Origin of the sequence: Hathewaya limosa, assembly GCF_030815255.1 — a bacterium.
GTDB classification, from domain to species: domain Bacteria; phylum Bacillota; class Clostridia; order Clostridiales; family Clostridiaceae; genus Hathewaya; species Hathewaya limosa.
Genome location: NZ_JAUSWN010000002.1, coordinates 131,921 through 151,343 on the forward strand (window position 1 = coordinate 131,921; position 19,423 = coordinate 151,343).

The window sequence follows — 19,423 nt, forward strand, 5'->3', positions numbered from 1 at the left end:
TTCATAGTCTTTTTTTTGCTAGTCTAGTTTAAATTTATTTATCTCATTCTCTAAATTTTTAGCTAAATTACTTAATTTCTCTGTAGCATTAGCTATTTCTGAAATAGTATAACTTTGTTGTTCAACGGATGCTGTAATCTCTTCTGTAGAAGATGCTGTTTCCTGTGATACTGTTGATATATTTTCCATGCTTTCTAAAATCTCATTTTTAAGTTCTGTGAGTTCCATTATATTTTCGCTAATTACTTTTATTTTACATGAAATAACCTCAACCTCATCAGATATATTATTGAAAGCATCATTTACATTATCCACAGACTTATCTTGAATCGATGATGTTTCACTTAAGGTCTCTACTATTTCCACTGTTTTATTACTTTCTTCCTTAATATTAACTATTATATTTTTTATATTCTCCGTAGCATTTTTAGAACCTTCAGCTAACTTTCTAATTTCATCTGCAACAACAGCAAAGCCCTTTCCAGCTTCTCCTGCTCTTGCTGCCTCTATAGATGCATTTAGCGCAAGTAAATTAGTTTGTTCTGAAATTGAATTAATAGTATCTAAAATACTACCGATATCCCCTATACTACTATCTAAATCTGATATAGTTGCTCCCACTTTATCTATTATGTGTCTACTATTATGAGTATTTTCTTCTAAATTTCTCATAATATCTATAGTATCCTTATTTATGGACACGATCTCTTCTATATTGTCATTAATATCTCTACTTTCTTGTGATATTGAATTTACTTTCTGTCCAAAAGTATTTGATATATTTAATACATTATCTGTTTGTTCAGCTTGATCATTAGCGCCATTTGCAATTTCAACAATTGCTCCATTTATTCCATCAAAAGTGGCTTTACTTTCTTCTGTATTAGCCGCTAACATACTAGAGTCACCACCAAGCTCAACTGAAACATTTTTAATTTGTTTAAATAGCTTATTTAAAGAATCTATCATCTTATTAAAGTTATACGCTATTAACCCAAATTCATCTTTACTTTTTATATCACATGTTGTTGTAAGATCTCCTGTTTCGCCTGATTTAATTGATTTAAGTAATAAGTCTATATTTTTCTTAAGTATCCTTGAAAAATATATAGCTATAAATATTGCAATTACCAAACATACTGCTGCTAAAATTAAATTTTGCACGAATATATTAGCACATTGCTTATTTAAATCATCAAAATAAGAAACTCCTACCAATGTCCAACCTAAAGATTTAATTTTGACGAATGTAGCTAATTTCTCAGCACTGCCGATATTATCCTTTTTGTTGTATAGTACATTGCCTTTAACTTTTCTAACTTCTTTTGTAACTTCCTTAATATCAAATTCTTTACCTAACATTTTTTTGTCTTTATGTGCTAGTATTTTATTTTGATTACTTAATATAAATCCATATCCATTTTTTCCAAAACGTATTTTATCTACAATACTAGAAAGTTTACTTAAGTTTATATCCATAAATACCACGCCAAGTACTTCACTTTTTTCACTGTACAGTGGTATTGATACTGTTGCAACATAAACCCCTGTTCCCTTATCTGGATAAGGTCTTGACCATGAAATCCCACTTTTTTGCACAGGTTTTTTATATGTGCTTGTTTGAGTTGGTTTATAATCCGGTCCTAAATCATCACTACTAGGATAGCTTATCATTCTATCATCCTTAGTACCTATGTATAAAAACTCTACTTCTTTGTGGTTTTTAACATAATTTTCAAAACTCTTTTCAAGTTCTGCTTTCTTTTCCTTTTTATTAACATTATCTTTAATAAATAAATCTTGTGAAATCGTTCTTATATCGTCCTCATAAGATTTAATAAAGGTATCTACGTTATATTGCAATTGCTCAATAACCACCATGTTGTTGTCTGCTAAATTCTTTTTCAAATCACTTCTAAATCTACAACAAGAATTAAATGTAGAAATTGTAAGTGGAATTGCTATCAATAAAATGGCTAAGATAATAATTTTTTTGTTCAAAGTCATTCTGTAATTTGTTTTGTTTGTAACTTTTTTCATTAAATTGTCCTCCCCTAAATTCCCCTTATAATAAATTATAAAATTATTATTGAACTATTTTAATATTTTTTACATTACTTTCTCAAATTGTGTTAAATATTATTGAATTTTAGGGAAACACTAAATACACCGTTAAAAATTTTAAAAATAAGGAGGTTTCTTTATGGGAATAATTTTTTCAATACTAGCAGGATTCTTAATGAGTATTCAAGGTGTTTTTAATACTAATGCTAGTAAAAAAATAGGTCTATGGGAAACAAATTTAATTGTTCAAGGTGTTGCACTTGTTTCCACATTAATTTTATTTTATTTCTTTAGAAACGGAAGTTTCAAAGAAATAAGTTCCTTAAATAAATTATACTTAACAGGAGGAATAATAGGAACATTAATAACTATTACTGTAATGCTTGGTATTAATAAATTAGGTCCTACCTGTTCCATCTCCATAATTTTAATTGCTCAATTGTTAACAGCCGCTATTATAGATGCCCTTGCTTTATTTAACACAGAAAAAATAGCATTTGGAATAAACAAATATATCGGGATAATAATGATGTTAATTGGGATAATTATTTTTAAATGTAAATAGATAGTTTAATTTAAGTAAATAATCTTCCATATTTTTCTTTTTGTCAAGTGCAAATTTTCAAATAATTATAGCTTTTATAACTAAAACCTATTGATATTTTCTATAATTAACCTCATAATATAATTGGATAATACTTTTAGGGGGATAATTATGGATTTTAAACAAATAGAAGCTTTTGTTAGTGTAGCCAAGTTTAAAAGTTTTTCTAAAGCAGCAAATACTATATTTTTATCACAACCAACTATTAGTTCTCATATTGCAAGTTTGGAAAAAGAACTAAGCATACAACTTTTCGATAGAACATCTAAAGAAGTAAACCTAACTCCTGCAGGTGAATCCTTTTTAGATTATGCTGTTGATATTATAAATACTAGAAATCATGCTATAGTTGCATTATCTGACTTTAATAGTAACATTTCTGGTAAATTAAATCTTTCTGCTAGCACTACTCCTTGTAATTCTATTGTGCCAAAACTTATGCAAAAGTTTAGTGTTAAATATCCTGATGTTACATTCAATGTAAATGAACAAAATTCAGGCAAAATTATAAAAGCTATTATGAATCTTGACTGTGAAATCGGTATAGTTGGCAGTTCTATAAATCATGATAAGATTACAACTTATAAATTGTTAGAAGATGAATTAATATTAATATCTCATTCTAATTTAAATTTACCTTCAGAAATAGAATTAAAAAATCTATTAAAATATAAATTTATTTTTAGAGAAAAGAGCTCTGCAACTAGGGCCACTTTTGAATCACTAATTAGTGAAAAATTAGATATAAACAAACTTAATGTACTATGTGAAGTTAATAATCTTGACACATTAATCCAGTTTGTAAAAACTGGTATGGGTGTTTCCATTGTTTCTTCAAATGTATTTAAAAATTTTGCTTTTGATAGTAATCTATCATGCAGTAAAATAAGAGACTTAAGTTTAAAAAGAGATATTTATTTAGTAACAAATTCTCGAAGAACATTAAGTCCTACGGCTAAGGCATTCTTTACTATGTGTAAGGAAGACTTTAACCTTAAATAATAGTTTTATTACATAGTAAGGAGATAGGAATATAACTATCTCCTTTTAATTTAGTGACATCCAGAACATCCTCCACAATTTCCATTACACTTTCCTTCACACTTACCATAAAACTTTCCCTTATATAATCTTTTTACATTAACGCTATTACATTCTGGACATTTTACCTCTTCATTAGAATTTTTTACTATTTCAAAAAATTCCTTTTCACAATCATTACATTTAAAATCAATTAAAGGCATTGAGAACACTATCCTTTCATTAACATAAATATTATAACTATTAATTTAAATTTTATCATAATTTTTTTAACATTTCTAATATAAAAACTATACTATATATGAAGTAGCCTTTTTAATTAGTATGGAGGAAATTATGTTTAATTTAAAAAATAAACTCAGCCCCAACTTGAAATATGCACTTGATAATTATTTATACGAAAAATATAGGGTCATTATAAAATGTAGTACATTGCTTGAACGCATTGAAAAAAAAATATCTAATTCAAAATGCGAAATTATACGAACCATTCCTAGCCTAAATTGTACTTGCGCTCTCATTAATAGACGACTAATTGAAAGATTAATCGAATATCCTCAAGTATCTTATATAGATTTTGACACTTTTGCATTTTCTATCCCCTGCGATGTAACTGAAATTAATTTAGAAAAAGAAAATTTATACCTTTCAAAAGTAATTGATACAAACAATAACTTTGAATTAAATGGTAAAAATGTTACTGTAGGCCTTATTAGTACAGGTCTTTATCCTAACAAAGATCTTATTAAACCTGAAAATAGAATTATAAAATGTATAGATCTCATTAATGGTTTTTCACATGCTTATGATGACAATGGTATGGGAACATTTGTGGGTGGAATTATTGGTGGAAACGGCTTTTGTTCAGAAGGAAATATTAAAGGTGTAGCACCTAGATGCCATTTTTATTCCATAAAAGCATTCAATAAAAATGGCAAAGGTTATATAAGTGATATATTATATTCTCTTTACTTATTAGAAAAAGATTTAATAAATTTTAATATAAAAATTATCTATTTACCCTTTGAACTCTTCCAAAATGATAAATTTATCCTAGATTTATTTCAAGAATCATTTAATGTATTGGCTAATAAAGGAGTAACCTTGATTGTACCATCTGGTAGTAATGAAGGTTCAAAAAATACAATAAAAGGAATTTCAACACTTAATAACATTATATGTGTTGGTGGACTTTCTTCAATAAAGCCATCAGAAATGTTCAAATTTTCTTCTTGTGGTCCATGTTATAGAAAAAGAAAACCTGATTTTTTAGCTCCTTGTTGTAATATATATACATTATTTATGAACATCAATTATATCCCTGAAAAAGATAACATAAAATTATATGCCCCTCACCTTTCCACAAATTATGTGAAAATAAATTGTTCTGCCTGTGCTGGTGCATATTACGCCGGTATTTGTGCTTTACTATATGAACATAGAAATGATTTAACCATAAAAGATATATACTCCCTATTAAAACTTAGCTCTACTGAATTAGATATGCCAAAAGAACTTCAAAATCATGGGATGGTATATGTTAAAGACCTTACTCTCCCTAAAGCTACTAAAAAGAAAGTTTAGATATTGTATGTATTCGTTTTTTTCAACTATAATAAAAAAACAGACTACATTTAAAAATAAAATATAGTCTGTTTTATAATTTTACATTTGTTAATCTTCTTTTATTAATTCCCTTCTAAGCATATCTAAAAGATACATGGAAGCTTTTTTTCTAATTAGATTTCTATCTCCTGTTAAGTTAAGTTCTTTACTGCTAATCTTTCCTTTGTAATAGACTCCAATATATACAAGACCTACAGGCTGTTCCTCAGTTCCTCCTCCTGGTCCTGCAATTCCAGTTGTAGAAATTCCTATATCTGATCCTGATGTTCTAGCTACGCCTTCCGCCATTTCTTCTGCCACCTGTGAGCTTACAACAGTATATTTTTTTATTGTTTCTCCATTAACACCTAATCTATTTATTTTAGACTCTTCTGTATAAGTAACAAATCCTTCTTTTAAAATTCTAGAAATTCCTGGATACTCAACTAATAACGAAGTAACCATTCCCCCTGTGCATGATTCTGCTACCGCTATAGATAAATTTTTATCTACAAGTTTTTTAGCCACAACTTTATCAATGGTATCTTGTCCTTCACCATATACATTATTGCCTAATCTATTTCTAATTTCTTTCTCCATAGGTGCTATTAATACTTCACCCTCAGTCTCATCTTTACATCTAGCTGTCATTCTAAATGTAACTTCACAATCCTTAGCATATGGAGCAACCGTTGGATTTGTTTGTTTATCTATAATATCTCTAATTGTATACTCTGCTCTACTTTCACCAATTCCAAAAACTCTTATAACCTTAGAATAAAGAATTTCGTGTGAAAACTTTCTAAGATAAGGCATAACGAATTCTTCAAACATTGGTCTCATTTCCCTTGGTGGACCAGGCATTAAAATGAGCATCTTTTTATCATCTTCTATGATACACCCTGGTGCTGTTCCATGATCATTTCTAAGAACAATACAATCCTCAGGCATATACGCCTGTTTTCTATTATTTTCTGCCATATTTCTTTTTAGTCTATTAAAATGTTCTTCTATTCTTTTTAAGCTTTCTTCATGTAAAACTAACTTTTTATTAAAAAAGCTACTTCCTATTTCCTTTGTTAAATCATCCTTGGTAGGCCCAAGCCCTCCTGTAGAAATAACTATATCTGCTCTACTAAATGCTAGCTTATAAGCTTCTTTTAGTCTTTCATTGTTATCCCCCACTACTGTTTGATGATACACATTTATTCCAAGTGATGCTAACTTTTTAGATAAATACTGAACATTTGTATTTAATATATCTCCTAATAATATCTCAGTGCCAACACATAAAATTTCAGCTTTCATATAACTGACGCCTCCTAAAACATTTATACAACATATCCCTAAAGTTATTATAACCCTAAGTTAAACTTTCTTAAAGCAAGCCTATACGAAATCGCTGATATTCCTACTAATAACACCATCCAATAGATTACAACATAAATTAATTTGGTTGATTCCATAAACAATACAGGTCCCATCATATTCATAGGATTTATGTATTGCATAGCATCTAATAAATCTGGACCTATAATATAAATAATCTCTGACCCTAGTATATATATTAACCAAGGTGCTCCAATAACAGAAAATGAATTCTTAGAAATACTAGATGTTAGTACACCTACTACGGATATAACCGTAGCTATTAGAGATAGTATTATCATTGTTAAGCCTATATAAGCAAAAGGGCTTCTTACAAATAATTCTCCATTACACTTAGGTGCTATTTCTTCTATTATGGACATCTTAGTTGGCAAATAAAATGGAGTAGAGATTACACTATATATAAAAGCTAATATTTGAAATACTAGTGAAAATACAAATGCTATTGATGCTATCGCTGTAGTTTTATAAAAAATATATTTTTTATAGTTGATTCTAGTAATGGAGAATTTTAAAAAACTAGTTTTATAATCTAGAAATAAAGAATCTCCTACTACTAATAATATAATTAGAGGGAAAACTAAACACATAAAACTTTCTAATGGATTTCCCATAGTATTTAAGAAATTTATAAAACAATTAGATTGCTCTAAAATCTGATTTTTTGAATAACTAGGATTGATAGGTACATTTAATTTATACCTAGTTGATATATAAATAAATATGCTCATAAACATTACTAAAGCCATTAACATTCTATGGCTAAAAAATGTTCGTTTAAATTCTATTTTTAAGAAACGTTTATACATATGATCTATTCTCCTCACATTTACTATTTTAAATCCTTTTTTAATAGTAAAAAAATACTAGTTAATATGCTTATAAAACTAATAAAAATATTGAACATAATTTGAGAAACATATTCTTTCAGTCCCCCATTTAAATCTAAAGTTGATGCAAAACTTATAGGTGAAAACATCCTTGATATAAGTTTACTATTATAGGCTACTTCTAATATTAGTAAAAATATCATTATAAATAGATGGCTTCTATTACTATTAAATAATATTCCTATACTATTTACTAAAGTAACTACTGCAAAAACACCTGTAGTTAAAATGATAAATACAGTAAACTTTAACATTAAAAATGAGTTGTTAAAATTTAATATATTAGGATAATAACATCTAGTATATTGACTTATATAATTTGCTTTTCCAAGGACAATCATAGAAAGAATGTCTCCTTCGATACAAATTAGAATACTATAACTTAAAACTATAATAAATATTGTTATAACCTTACCTAACCACCATTTTATTTTAGATTCTACTCTAGTCAACATCATAGTATCAAATCCTTCTTTGAATCCCATAACATCTTCACATATTATAAATATAATACTAACCTTCAAAATCCACTGTACATATGGTCCTAATAAAAATATCCTATTACTTCCACCACACACTCCTAAAAATCCATCTATTCTAGTAACCTCTATAATTCCTTCTTTAGAATTATTGTAAACATTAACTATGCTTAGAATTATTACTAGTTGAATCATAAAAAATAAATATAAATTTCTTTTTTTTAAACATAAACCTAATTCATTAAAAATTAACCCCTTCATTCTTTACTCCTCTGAACTTAAACACATTTTTTTAACCCGTATACATCCCATAGCAATACATATACTAATTAAAACAACTAAAAAAATCGTTGAATATTGCACGGTGAATATATTGGGTACATCTGAAACATCCTTAATTACCACATACTTATGATAAGGTATATGAAAATAAATAGAAGATTGAGAAAGCACAGATATAGGAAGTCTCTTATGACTATTAAATATTGTATGATGAGATTCTACTATAAAAAGAAATAGTATTATGTAGTTATAAATTGAATGCCTTAAGACCAAGGACATTATTATCATGAAAGTACCCATAAACTGTAATTCTAATACCATTAATCCATATTGCTTAGCTAAAAGACCTAAAACACCTTCACCTGATTTAATAGCTATATACACTATATTATAATTACCACCTGCAAAGGGCATTCTATATAGCATTCCTATGGAAACTAATATTATAAGACAAAGTAAAATAAACAAGTTAGATGTTAAAAGTATAATTATTACCTTGGAAAGAAAATATTCTACTCTATTGTTTGACCTAGATAGTATAAAATTTATATATCCTGCTTTACAATCACTAATAATTATATCTGAGATTAAATATACATATAATATAGGAATCACTAATATAAAAATTATAGGTTCAGATAAACAACTAAATACAAAATCCCATATTTTAAGTTTACCTCCACTAGGTACATTAAAGACATCTGGTATAATACGCCTTAATAAAATAAATATAAAAAATAATATTAACGTTACTTTAATCCACTTTTTCCATCTAACCTTAAAATATGTAATTATACTATATTTAATCATTATAAGATCTCCTCTTTATTAACTCCTTCTTCAATATTAAGTGTTTTGTTACTTATTTTATATACCTTATTACACAAATAACTTATGTCTTCTTTATTATGTGAAACAATAATGAAAGTAGTACCTCTCTTTGAAAACTTCTTTACAATATTGAAAAACATTTGAACACCCTCATCATCTAGTGCATTTGTAGGTTCATCAAAAAGAATTATTTCTGGATCTTCCATTATTGCCTGTGCTATACCTAATCTTTGACGCATACCAAGAGAATACTTCCCTACATGTATTTTACTATTAGGATCTAATCCCACCCTAGTCATAGCTTCTTTTATCTGTTCTTTATCAACTATATTTTTTATTAAAGCTAACATAGATAAATTATCAAGTCCAGAAAATTGAGATAAAAATTTAGGTGTTTCAATTAAAGCTGACATATTCCTAGGCAAGTTTCCTAACATCCCACTTAAAACCTTTTCATTAAATACCATAACATCCCCTTTATCAACGTGTATAAGTCCTAAAATTATTCTAAGCAAAGTAGTTTTACCACAACCATTTTTTCCGACTATACCAATTACATCACCCTTATTTATTTTTAAGTTTATATTATCCAAAATAATTTGTCCTTTAAAACTTTTAGTAACATCTTTTATATTTATAATATAATTTTCCATAACATTCACCACCCTAAAAATAATATTTTATATAAAAAAACACTGTTTTTAATGATTCAATACTTTAAAAACAGTCTTATTAAAGTTAGATAAAAATTTTTAACACTGTAATTTATGGTGCCCAACCTAAAACACATCTAGCTGTACAATAGTTTATTGTAGATGTCTTAAACTCAGTTTTTAATGTATCTACAGTGACTGCACCTGTGTTATGGCGTTTTACATCTCCATGACCACCACGATGTTTTGTATAACTACTTAGAACAGCGTTACCATTACTTACTATACGACCATATATATCGTATTTCGAATCTGCTTGTGTTTTTTGTACACTGCAAGTAGCCTTTCTTGCCACTGTTCTCCACAAACCAGTTCTAGGTAATGGTATAGTAGAACTATACCAGGATTGATAAGAAGCAAATACTGCTGGGATAGAAATGGCTGTCACTATAACTGTACTTATTAAAATTTTACTAATACTTTTTTTCATAATCAACTCCACTTTCACTGTCTATTATACAGAATATTTTAACTATTTGTACTAATTTTCATAAAATAGGCAAAATTAGTATTAAAAAACATATTCTTATTAAGAAACACGTTTACGATATCATAGGCATCCTTAATATTATAAAAAAACAAGTTAGCATTTAATATTGATAATATACCTTATATAAGGTAACATTATTTTCATATAATACTTTTTAAATGCTTTATAAATATTATAAGGATGTGATTCAATGGATAAGATTAAAGTAATGGCTATCTTTGGTACTAGACCTGAAGCTATTAAAATGTGTCCTCTTGTCAATGAACTAAAAAAAAGAGATGAATTCGATTGTAAAGTATGTGTAACTGCTCAACATAGAGAGATGTTAGATCAAGTATTAGAGGTCTTTAACCTTACACCAGATTATGATTTAAATATAATGAAAAATAAACAAACTCTATGTTCAATAACAACAAATGTATTAAATGGACTTAATGATATATTTATAAAAGAGGAACCTCAGTTAGTACTGGTACATGGAGATACAACTACAACCTTTGCAGCTAGTCTTTCTGCATTTTATAATAAAATAGCTGTAGGACATGTAGAAGCTGGGCTTAGAACATATAACAAATATTCTCCATTTCCTGAAGAAGCTAACAGAGTTTTAACTGGGCATATTGCAGACCTACATTTTGCTCCTACTAAAACCTCCAATGATAACTTGTTAAAAGAAGGAATAAAAGATAATAATATATTTATAACAGGCAATACTGTTATTGATGCTATGCAAACAACTGTTGAACAAAATTATACATTTGAAAATAAAGAATTAAATTCTATAGATTTTATAAATAAAAAAGTGATAATGGTAACAGCTCATAGAAGAGAAAATTGGGGAGAACCATTAGAAAATATATGTTATTCTTTAAAAAATATAGCTGAAACAATGGATAACGTAGAAATTGTTTATTTAGTTCATCTTAACCCATTGGTTAAAGAAACTGCTCATAAGATTTTAGGTAACACTAAAAATGTACATTTATTACCACCATTGGCTCTAAAAGAAACTCATAACTTAATGAATAAATGTTATTTAATAATGACTGATTCAGGTGGAATTCAAGAAGAAGCACCACATCTTGGAAAACCTGTATTAGTTCTTAGAGATACTACGGAAAGACCTGAGGCAGTTGCTGCTGGTACTGTTAAGGTTGTTGGTACAGATAAAGAAATCATAATAGATACGGCTAAACTTTTATTAACTGATGAAGGTGAATATACCCAAATGTCTAATTCCGTTAATCCTTATGGTGATGGCAAGGCATCTGAGAGAATAGCTGATGATATTCTATATTATTATGGATATATAAAAAACAAACCAGAAGATTTTAATACTATATAAAATAAAAAAACTAAGATACAAAATATTTATGTATCTTAGTTTTTACTTTAACACAACTTTATTTGAAAAAATTATTCAAATAAAGTTACTAGGTTATTAAATAACTCTTTATTTTCTTTAATTTTATTCTCATTACCTAATACACAGTAGAAGTTTTGTTTCATTAATTCCTCGAATAACTTGCTTAGTTCTCTTATCTTATCAACATTAGTGTTTAAGACCTCTTCTCTTTCTTTTTGGATCTGCTCAAACTTTAAACCTTTAATATATTGTGATAATGCTTTTTCACCCTTCATTGCTGGTGATAATGGATAATCTAAGTTACTTATAGTTCCAATTATATATTTGGTCATTTCTCTTTCAGAGGCTTCAAAATTCTTTAAATATCTTTCTGTATTGTTATATACATCTAGAGTATATTCTATATTAGGATCTCTATAAGATGAGAATCCAGCATTTCCACCTCTTGAAAGTCTTGTAGAACATCCATATGCTCCACCCTGAACTCTAACTTTATTCCATAAATAATCTAAACTAATTATAGTTTTAGCTACAATTAATGTACCTGAATAATTGAATCCTAGTTTATTTATATTAAATCCCTTAGCTACATATTGAACATTAGCTGGAGTTAATAATCCTTCATTCTTAGGTTCAACTTTAAAATCATACTTAACTTCTTGTAAAACCTGATCACTTAATGAATCTGTTAATTCACTTAAACTTTGTTCTGCTGCATTAAATTCTGGATTCTCTCCAACTACACCTATAATCAAATTGTTTTTATTAAAAATAATTCCACTTGCTTTTTCTAGATTATTTTTAATTTCTTCTTTCTTAGTATCAAAATTTTTATCTAATTCAGCTAAGAATTTATAGAAACTTATTCCTATTACCTCTTCCATATATGCTCCAGCTGGTGAGAAGTAAGAAATTAATCTATTAAATGCTACAGTATGACCCCTATCTAGGATACTCATCTCTATTCTTGATTTTAATTCTCTTATAAGTTCATGCAATCTGCTATATTCATCAAACTTAGAAGAAGTTATTACTTCACTTAAAATCTTCATAAGTTCTGGCACTTTATCTGTTAAAGCTTTTGCTCTTATAGAGAATTTTCTATAATATTTATCTACATCTTTATTGTCAACATAAGCCTCTGCACCAAAATCTATACCACCTGTATTAATATTTATTTCATTTGCAAGTTCCATAAAGTTTTTGTTTTCTGTACTAACTTTACCTAGGATATATCCTAATAAGCTGGCATAAGGAACTAAATCCTTTTCTAAGGCACCTATATCAAATACGGGCATTATATATGCTATTTTATTTGTAAATGTATTAGTTTTAAGTATCTTAACCCCATTAACATCCTTAACTTCTGTATCAAGTTTTGTTGCATTTTTTTCTATATCATCTATTGATAATAATGGAATTGTTTTAAGTGCTTCTTCACTGTCTGGTGTATTCTGTCTTTTTTTCAATCTAGCTGTATTTTCTATTATTTTATCTAATTCTTCATCACTTAGAGAGTCTTTTATAGTTTTAAGTTTCTCCACTAATTCTTTTTGTTTTTTATCCCCCAAACCTTTTTCAGGTTTTAAAACTAATAATGTACTATGAGCATTGTTTAAAAGATATTTTTTTATTAATTGTTCAAAGTATCCATTTTCAGCTTTTTCTCTTATAGTTTTTATTAATCTATCATATTGAATAAATAAGAACGGATCTCCATCATATAACCAGCTATCCATGGCAATCATTGAGTTTAATAATCCTTTTGGATATCCTGATTCTCCTTCTCTTAATTTGAATTCTGTAATATTAATGCATGCTTCTATTAACTTCTTATCAATGCCTTCATCAACTAATTTTTGTAATGTATCAAAAACGATTTTCTCGAACTCGTCTTTCTTTTCTGGATTTGAATTTTTAACAACTACGCTAAACACAGGTTGAATAATAGAACTATCAAAAAATCCAAACACATCTTTTCCGATTTTTGAAGATATTAAAGCATTTTTAAGTGGTGATGCTGGATTTTCTAATAATAGATATTCTAATATATCCATTCCTAAGTGATCTATATCATCTTTTGAAGTTCCTGCTACAAAGTTTAAACTTAAGAAAGTTTTATCTTTTTCATCTTCTTCTGCTGACAATGAATAAGGTACTTCAAGTTCTTTCCTTTCCATATAAGGTTTTTGTAAATCAATTTTTGAATCTACAACCATTTTATCAAAGTCTTTTAGATATTCATCGTCAATAAACTTTAATTGATTGTCTAAATCTCCATTACCATATAAAGTTATATAACTATTACTTGGATGATAATATTTTTTATGGAATGCAACAAATTGTTCTTGAGTCAAATTTGGAATAAACTCTGGATCACCACCAGATTCATTAGAATATATAGTATCTTTAAATAATGATTCTTGTATTTTTCTAAATAGGATTCCTTCTGGTGAAGAGAACGCCCCTTGCATCTCATTATATACAACACCTTTATATGTTAGAGGTTCTTCTTTATTCTCTATTTCATAATGCCAACCTTCTTGCATTAATATTTCTGGTGTATTATGAAGATTTGGATAGAATACAGCATCCAAGTATACATTCATTAAGTTCATAAAATCCTTATCATTAGTACTTCCAACAGGATACATTGTTTTATCTGAGAAAGTAAATGCATTTAAAAATGTATTTAAAGATCCTTTTATTAATTCTACAAAAGGCTCTTTTGTTGGAAATTTTCTAGATCCACATAAAACTGAGTGTTCTAATATGTGAGGAACTCCTGTATTATCATAAGGTGGTGTTCTAAAAGAAACTGTAAAAATTTTATTATCATCTTCATTTTGTATAGAAAGTAGTCTTGCACCACTTTTTTCATGTTCAAAAATTCTTCCTACACCCTTTAATTCTTCTATTTGTCTTTCTTCTATTAATTTAAACCCATGATACGTATTGTTTAGTAAAAATTTCATTTCCCTTAGCTCCTTTCGCATATACAAACTTATCTTTTATATACAATTATATTTATCTTATTTTATACCAAAATTATGAATTAGGAAAGAATAGTTCAATTATTATTATTTACTTCTATTCTTATTTTTACACAAAAACTCTTACTTTAGATATTATCATATATAAGAATAAAATTGTATATTTTTTCTAAAAATTTTAAATTATAAAATTATTTCACCTTAATCTATTCATTTTTTAATATTAAATATAGTATAATATTTTTAATTTGAATTGTGGTAAAAGGAGAATTTTAAATGATAAAGGATAAATTTTCTGAAAATATAAAATATTTTATGAGTGATGACAATTGGCTTATTATCCAAAACAAATATGTTCCTAAAGATAATTTAATATATGAAACAAACTTTGCATTAACTAATGGATATATGTGTACTAGAGCCTCATATGAAGAAGAAACTAAGATTTCTTTACCTTGCACTTATATAGCCGGTGTATATGATAAATCAGAGGCTTTTATGAGAGAACTTGCTAATACACCTAACTGGCTTCCTTTAAAACTCTATGTAGAAAGAAATTTATTAGGAATTGAAGACTGTGAAATTTTGGAGTTTCTACGAGTTTTAGATATGAAAAAATCCATTTTATTTAAAAAACTTAAGTTAAGAGACGCCAATGGTCGTGAAACATTGATAGAAGGATATAGATTTATAAGCAAAAATAATCTTCATAGGGCTGCTATAAGATTCTTTATCACTCCATTAAATTATTCTGGTGTCATGGAAATGGAAAATATAATAGATGGAACAATACTAAACTTTAAAGATTTCCCAAGATTTAGAGTAAAACATTTAAAAACATTGGAAGTATCTAATTTAAATAATAAAGGATGTTATATAGAAACTTCTACTAAAGATCATAACTTACACATTGGTACTGGTTCTGTGGTTAAGGTATATAAAAATAGTGATACACAAAATATTATAAAAAATAGAAGATACTCAAGTTTTGGTGAGGTTTCACTTGAATTCATGGATTTTGATGTTAAAGAAAATGAAACTATAGTAATTGATAAATTTGCATCCATATATACAGAACGAGATATTCCAAGCACCGATATTAAGCTAAATGTAGAAAAGGAGCTTTCTGATTTCATTATTACAGGTATAGATCAAGAACTTAAAAATCATATTAAAATATATGAAAATATGTGGTATGTTGCTAATGTAGAAATTGAGGGTGATAACCTTATAGATAAAGCGCTTAAATTTAATATTTTTCATTTAATGAGTACATCTAATAAGTTTGACGAACATGTAAGTTTAGGTGCAAAGCTTCTTCATGGAGAGGAATATGGCGGACATGCTTATTGGGATACAGAAATTTTTATGTTACCATTCTTTATATTTACTGATCCTGAAACAGCAAAAGCATTATTAAAATATAGATATAACCTATTAGATAGTGCTAGAGAAAATGCTAAATTAAATGGATATAAAGGCGCTAAATATCCTTGGGAATCTGCCGATGATGGTACAGAACAATGTCCTGATTGGACTATTGAACCAGATGGTTCATGTTACAGATGCTATGTAGCAAAATATGAGCATCATGTTACTGCTGACATAGCCTTTGGTATTTATAATTATTACAAATTAACAAATGATATAGATTTTATACTTAAATATGGTGCAGAAATATTACTTGAAACAGCACGATTCTGGGTATCTAGATGTACTTATAATAAAGTTTTAGATAGATATGAAATATTAGCTGTAACAGGTCCTGATGAGTGGCATGAACCAGTTGATAATAATTTTTATACAAATTATATGGCTAAATGGAATATTAAAAAGGCACTTGAAATACTTAATATGTTAAAAGAAAATTATTTCTCAGTTTATATGAATCTTACAAATAAAATATCATTAATTAAAGATGAATTAGCAAACTGGGAAAATGTACATCATAAGCTCTATATTCCTTTTAGTAAAAACAGTAAACTCATAGAACAGTTTGAAGGGTATTTTAAATTAAAGGATTTTACTATTAATGAATATGATAAAAATAACATGCCAATTATCCCTAAAGAAGCTCTCTCCTATGGAATACATAACACTTCTATAAATAAGCAAGCTGATGTTATTATGCTTATGTTTCTATTAGAAGAAGATTTTGATGAGAAATCAAAAAAAATAAATTATGATTACTATGAAAAAAGGACATCTCAACGTTCTTCACTAAGTCCTAGCGTATTTTCTATTATGGGGTTAAAAGTTGGGAATAATTCTATGGCCTATAAATATTTGAAACGTTCTGCTCTAGTTGATTTAAATAATAATCAAGATAATACTAGAGAAGGAATTCATGCAGCTTCAGCTGGTGGCACATGGCAATCAGTTATTTTGGGATTCGCTGGTATGAGTATTAATAAAAATGGAATCCTTTGTTTTAACCCTTGGTTTCCTGATAATTGGACAAAAATTAAGTTTAAAATTTATTATAGAGGTCAATTGTTAGAAATTACTTTAGAGAAAACAGAAATAAAGGCTAAAATACTTAAAGGAAATCTTGATAAACTTAACATAAACTTTAAAGGACATAATGTTATTATTACAAAATAGGGGGTAATGCTTTATGACTATAAAGGCTGTTATTTTTGATTTAGATGGTGTCATTGTTACTACTGATCACTTTCACTATAAAGCATGGAAACAATTATCTGATGATGAAGGAATCTACTTTGATAAAGAAATAAACCAAAGACTTAGGGGAATTAGTAGAATGGATAGCCTAAACATTCTTCTAGAAAAAAGCTCTAAAACTTACTCCAAAGAAGAAAAAAAAGAATTAGCTGAAAGAAAAAATAATTATTATAAGAAACTTATAAAAACCTTAACTCCTAAAGATATATTACCTGGGGTTAAAGATTTAATAGAAGCCTTAAAATTAAACAATATAAAAATCGCTATTGGTTCTTCTAGTAAAAATTCACCTGCTATACTTCAATATATAGGACTTTATGAAACCTTTGATGTCATTATTGATGGAAACCAAATATCTCATAGTAAACCTAACCCTGAAGTATTTTTAAAAGCTGCTAAAAAACTAAGAATAGATCCTAAAGACTGCCTAGTTATAGAAGATGCTAAAGCTGGCGTTCAGGCTGCCATAGAAGGTGGAATGAAAGTTCTAGCCGTAGGATTTGCGGCAACTTGTTGTAAAAAATCTACTCTTTGCAAAAAAGATCTTACACAAATTTGTATAAAAGATATGTTAAATATATAAATAAAAAAGCTTCAATTTAAAACATTGAAGCTTTTTTATTTAGTAAAATACGGGTGAACTAAAAGCTAATCTATTATGTTCTAAAATTACTTTTAACAAAATCCACCCTTTTTCCTTTTTTAATTTATATTTTATATTACTTTTATATGATTTTTTATTTACAGGATCTCTAAAAATACATTCTCTATTATTAGTTATAATTTGAACTTCCTTAATCTTATTTTTCTTATCTTCTAAAAATATCTCCATATTTATGGTATCATCCTTTTTTATATTTAGAATACTTCCCATTGGATAATTATTTATAGAAAACTTTAAGCATAAAGAAGGACTTTCTGTAGAATATGTTCTTCTATTTTTTAGTGCATTAATAAGATGATCTTCCTTTAACTTACTCATCAAAACTCCTGTTAAATTATCATCTTTTCCCCAATTTTCCTTATGATTATCCTGTGAATTTAAAACACCTAAAATCCATCCTTTATCTAAAAGTGAATACACGGTCTCTTCATATCTATTATATTTACCACTTAAACTTCCATTGCAAATCTCTATAAGACATACATATTTATCTAAATCCTTATAGGGTTTTACTTCCCGTATTGATTTATTGGGATGGTTTAGACTTCCTACTATATTTTCATCCTTTACATAATCATAAAACTTATCTATATCTTTTAAATTTATATTTTTATATTTAGGCAAATTAAGTATATTTACATGCCCATAAAACTTTGTACTAAGTTCACAGCCACACATTGGTAAGAATCTTTTATTCTTTTTTAAAAATAGCTTTTTTTCATATTGTATTGAATTAAATACATCTAGTTCCTTTATCTTTTTAAGATGCGAAAATTTTGTTCCAACCTTACCACTTGCTCGATTTTTTAAAGCTCTATAATGTTCCGTTATTATTAAAAAACTTACCCCTTCTTTTTTAGCCATTTCATAAGCATCACTTGGTATTCCCTTCCCCCCAGAATAGGCTGTATGACTATGAGGTACTCCTAAATAACACTTATAATTTTCATGTTCTATTATATTAAATTGCCAATCTATACTTTGTTCCTTATTTCCCATCAAATATTTAACCGAAACTCTATACACTCCTCTCTTTAAATCCTTTCTAGGTGTATATTCTATGCCATTACTTGTTATTATCCCCGATATTACTTTACCATTTATACTCATTCTAAAAGAACTATAATTAACATAATCCTCTTTGTTATTCTTTAACCTAAAAATTACATCTGGTTTTCGAAAAAATAAGGAGGATCTATCTTTAGGTTCTAAAATATAGTTCTGTTCATTAGCTATAGAAAAACTTTTTTTCTTCTTATTTTTCAAATAAATCAGCTCCCTAAAGAACATTAAGATCTCTCCTTATATATTATTTTTTTATTTATAT

Annotated in this window: 16 protein-coding genes; 6 read left to right on the forward strand and 10 right to left on the reverse strand. The window is 27.4% G+C overall.

The annotated features are described in order from the left end of the window. Positions 1–18: 18 nt before the first annotated feature. The gene (locus QOZ93_RS01975) at positions 19–2,040 is read right to left on the reverse strand and encodes a methyl-accepting chemotaxis protein (RefSeq protein ID WP_307354911.1); all 2,022 of its coding nucleotides are present in this window, start codon (positions 2,038–2,040) and stop codon (positions 19–21) included. 163 nt (positions 2,041–2,203) lie between these two features. Here QOZ93_RS01975 and QOZ93_RS01980 point away from each other — a divergent pair, with 163 nt between their 5' ends. Together QOZ93_RS01980 and QOZ93_RS01985 are read left to right on the forward strand one after the other, a co-directional pair. Beyond that, positions 2,204–2,629 carry a DMT family transporter gene (locus QOZ93_RS01980; protein ID WP_307354912.1) on the forward strand — a complete coding sequence of 142 codons (426 nt, stop codon included), beginning with the start codon at positions 2,204–2,206 and terminating at the stop codon, positions 2,627–2,629. A gap of 150 nt (positions 2,630–2,779) precedes the next feature. After that, positions 2,780–3,670 (forward strand): selenium metabolism-associated LysR family transcriptional regulator, encoded by an 891-nt coding sequence (locus tag QOZ93_RS01985; RefSeq protein ID WP_307354913.1) that lies wholly within the window; start codon positions 2,780–2,782, stop codon positions 3,668–3,670. A gap of 50 nt (positions 3,671–3,720) precedes the next feature. Here the strand turns inward: QOZ93_RS01985 and QOZ93_RS01990 are convergent, their stop codons facing one another. Next, positions 3,721–3,912: an FmdB family zinc ribbon protein gene (locus tag QOZ93_RS01990; RefSeq protein WP_111944257.1), complete on the reverse strand. Its 192-nt coding sequence runs from the start codon at positions 3,910–3,912 to the stop codon at positions 3,721–3,723. A 229-nt stretch (positions 3,913–4,141) separates the two neighbouring features. Between QOZ93_RS01990 and QOZ93_RS01995 the strand changes: the two genes are divergently transcribed. Beyond that, positions 4,142–5,293, forward strand: coding sequence for a S8 family serine peptidase (locus QOZ93_RS01995; protein WP_307354914.1), 1,152 nt, complete (start codon positions 4,142–4,144; stop codon positions 5,291–5,293). Positions 5,294–5,383: 90 nt separating this feature from the next. Here QOZ93_RS01995 and QOZ93_RS02000 read toward each other — a convergent pair whose 3' ends face one another. The 6 genes from QOZ93_RS02000 to QOZ93_RS02025 form a co-directional block, all read right to left on the reverse strand. Continuing rightward, a complete protein-coding gene (locus QOZ93_RS02000; protein WP_307354915.1) occupies positions 5,384–6,622 on the reverse strand; it encodes a competence/damage-inducible protein A in 1,239 nt (412 codons plus the stop codon). Between the two features lie 47 nt (positions 6,623–6,669). Then, complete coding sequence (locus QOZ93_RS02005; protein WP_111944260.1) at positions 6,670–7,512, reverse strand: hypothetical protein; 843 nt, start codon at positions 7,510–7,512, stop codon at positions 6,670–6,672. 23 nt (positions 7,513–7,535) lie between these two features. Further along, positions 7,536–8,333, reverse strand: a complete 798-nt coding sequence (locus QOZ93_RS02010) for a hypothetical protein (protein WP_307354916.1) — start codon at positions 8,331–8,333, stop codon at positions 7,536–7,538. A 3-nt stretch (positions 8,334–8,336) separates the two neighbouring features. Further along, positions 8,337–9,164, reverse strand: a complete 828-nt coding sequence (locus QOZ93_RS02015) for a hypothetical protein (RefSeq protein WP_307354917.1) — start codon at positions 9,162–9,164, stop codon at positions 8,337–8,339. Further along, positions 9,164–9,838, reverse strand: a complete 675-nt coding sequence (locus QOZ93_RS02020) for an ABC transporter ATP-binding protein (protein WP_307354918.1) — start codon at positions 9,836–9,838, stop codon at positions 9,164–9,166. The genes QOZ93_RS02015 and QOZ93_RS02020 overlap by 1 nt, the downstream gene beginning before the upstream one ends. Before the next feature lie 112 nt (positions 9,839–9,950). Continuing rightward, positions 9,951–10,328, reverse strand: a complete 378-nt coding sequence (locus tag QOZ93_RS02025; protein ID WP_307354919.1) for a hypothetical protein — start codon at positions 10,326–10,328, stop codon at positions 9,951–9,953. A 250-nt stretch (positions 10,329–10,578) separates the two neighbouring features. Between QOZ93_RS02025 and wecB the strand changes: the two genes are divergently transcribed. Further along, positions 10,579–11,733 (forward strand): non-hydrolyzing UDP-N-acetylglucosamine 2-epimerase, encoded by a 1,155-nt coding sequence (wecB, locus tag QOZ93_RS02030; RefSeq protein WP_307354920.1) that lies wholly within the window; start codon positions 10,579–10,581, stop codon positions 11,731–11,733. 71 nt (positions 11,734–11,804) lie between these two features. Here wecB and QOZ93_RS02035 read toward each other — a convergent pair whose 3' ends face one another. Then, complete coding sequence (locus QOZ93_RS02035; protein ID WP_307354921.1) at positions 11,805–14,729, reverse strand: insulinase family protein; 2,925 nt, start codon at positions 14,727–14,729, stop codon at positions 11,805–11,807. 294 nt (positions 14,730–15,023) lie between these two features. Between QOZ93_RS02035 and QOZ93_RS02040 the strand changes: the two genes are divergently transcribed. Together QOZ93_RS02040 and pgmB are read left to right on the forward strand one after the other, a co-directional pair. Continuing rightward, positions 15,024–17,351, forward strand: coding sequence for a glycoside hydrolase family 65 protein (locus QOZ93_RS02040; protein WP_307354922.1), 2,328 nt, complete (start codon positions 15,024–15,026; stop codon positions 17,349–17,351). A 13-nt stretch (positions 17,352–17,364) separates the two neighbouring features. Further along, positions 17,365–18,015, forward strand: coding sequence for a beta-phosphoglucomutase (pgmB, locus tag QOZ93_RS02045; RefSeq protein ID WP_307354923.1), 651 nt, complete (start codon positions 17,365–17,367; stop codon positions 18,013–18,015). A gap of 39 nt (positions 18,016–18,054) precedes the next feature. Here the strand turns inward: pgmB and QOZ93_RS02050 are convergent, their stop codons facing one another. Continuing rightward, positions 18,055–19,362, reverse strand: coding sequence for a CehA/McbA family metallohydrolase (locus QOZ93_RS02050; protein ID WP_307354924.1), 1,308 nt, complete (start codon positions 19,360–19,362; stop codon positions 18,055–18,057). Between the last annotated feature and the right edge of the window lie 61 nt (positions 19,363–19,423).

Excerpts from the sequence above, each read along its gene's own strand:
- QOZ93_RS02040 (WP_307354922.1), top strand. The coding sequence starts at position 15,024 with ATGATAAAGGATAAATTTTCTGAAAATATAAAATATTTTATGAGTGAT.
- pgmB (WP_307354923.1), top strand. The coding sequence starts at position 17,365 with ATGACTATAAAGGCTGTTATTTTTGATTTAGATGGTGTCATTGTTACT.
- QOZ93_RS02010 (WP_307354916.1), bottom strand. The coding sequence starts at position 8,333 with ATGAAGGGGTTAATTTTTAATGAATTAGGTTTATGTTTAAAAAAAAGA.
- QOZ93_RS01975 (WP_307354911.1), bottom strand. The coding sequence starts at position 2,040 with ATGAAAAAAGTTACAAACAAAACAAATTACAGAATGACTTTGAACAAA.
- QOZ93_RS02035 (WP_307354921.1), bottom strand. The coding sequence starts at position 14,729 with ATGAAATTTTTACTAAACAATACGTATCATGGGTTTAAATTAATAGAA.
- wecB (WP_307354920.1), top strand. The coding sequence starts at position 10,579 with ATGGATAAGATTAAAGTAATGGCTATCTTTGGTACTAGACCTGAAGCT.
- QOZ93_RS02015 (WP_307354917.1), bottom strand. The coding sequence starts at position 9,164 with ATGATTAAATATAGTATAATTACATATTTTAAGGTTAGATGGAAAAAG.
- QOZ93_RS01985 (WP_307354913.1), top strand. The coding sequence starts at position 2,780 with ATGGATTTTAAACAAATAGAAGCTTTTGTTAGTGTAGCCAAGTTTAAA.
- QOZ93_RS02005 (WP_111944260.1), bottom strand. The coding sequence starts at position 7,512 with ATGTATAAACGTTTCTTAAAAATAGAATTTAAACGAACATTTTTTAGC.
- QOZ93_RS01980 (WP_307354912.1), top strand. The coding sequence starts at position 2,204 with ATGGGAATAATTTTTTCAATACTAGCAGGATTCTTAATGAGTATTCAA.
- QOZ93_RS02025 (WP_307354919.1), bottom strand. The coding sequence starts at position 10,328 with ATGAAAAAAAGTATTAGTAAAATTTTAATAAGTACAGTTATAGTGACA.
- QOZ93_RS02020 (WP_307354918.1), bottom strand. The coding sequence starts at position 9,838 with ATGGAAAATTATATTATAAATATAAAAGATGTTACTAAAAGTTTTAAA.
- QOZ93_RS01990 (WP_111944257.1), bottom strand. The coding sequence starts at position 3,912 with ATGCCTTTAATTGATTTTAAATGTAATGATTGTGAAAAGGAATTTTTT.
- QOZ93_RS02000 (WP_307354915.1), bottom strand. The coding sequence starts at position 6,622 with ATGAAAGCTGAAATTTTATGTGTTGGCACTGAGATATTATTAGGAGAT.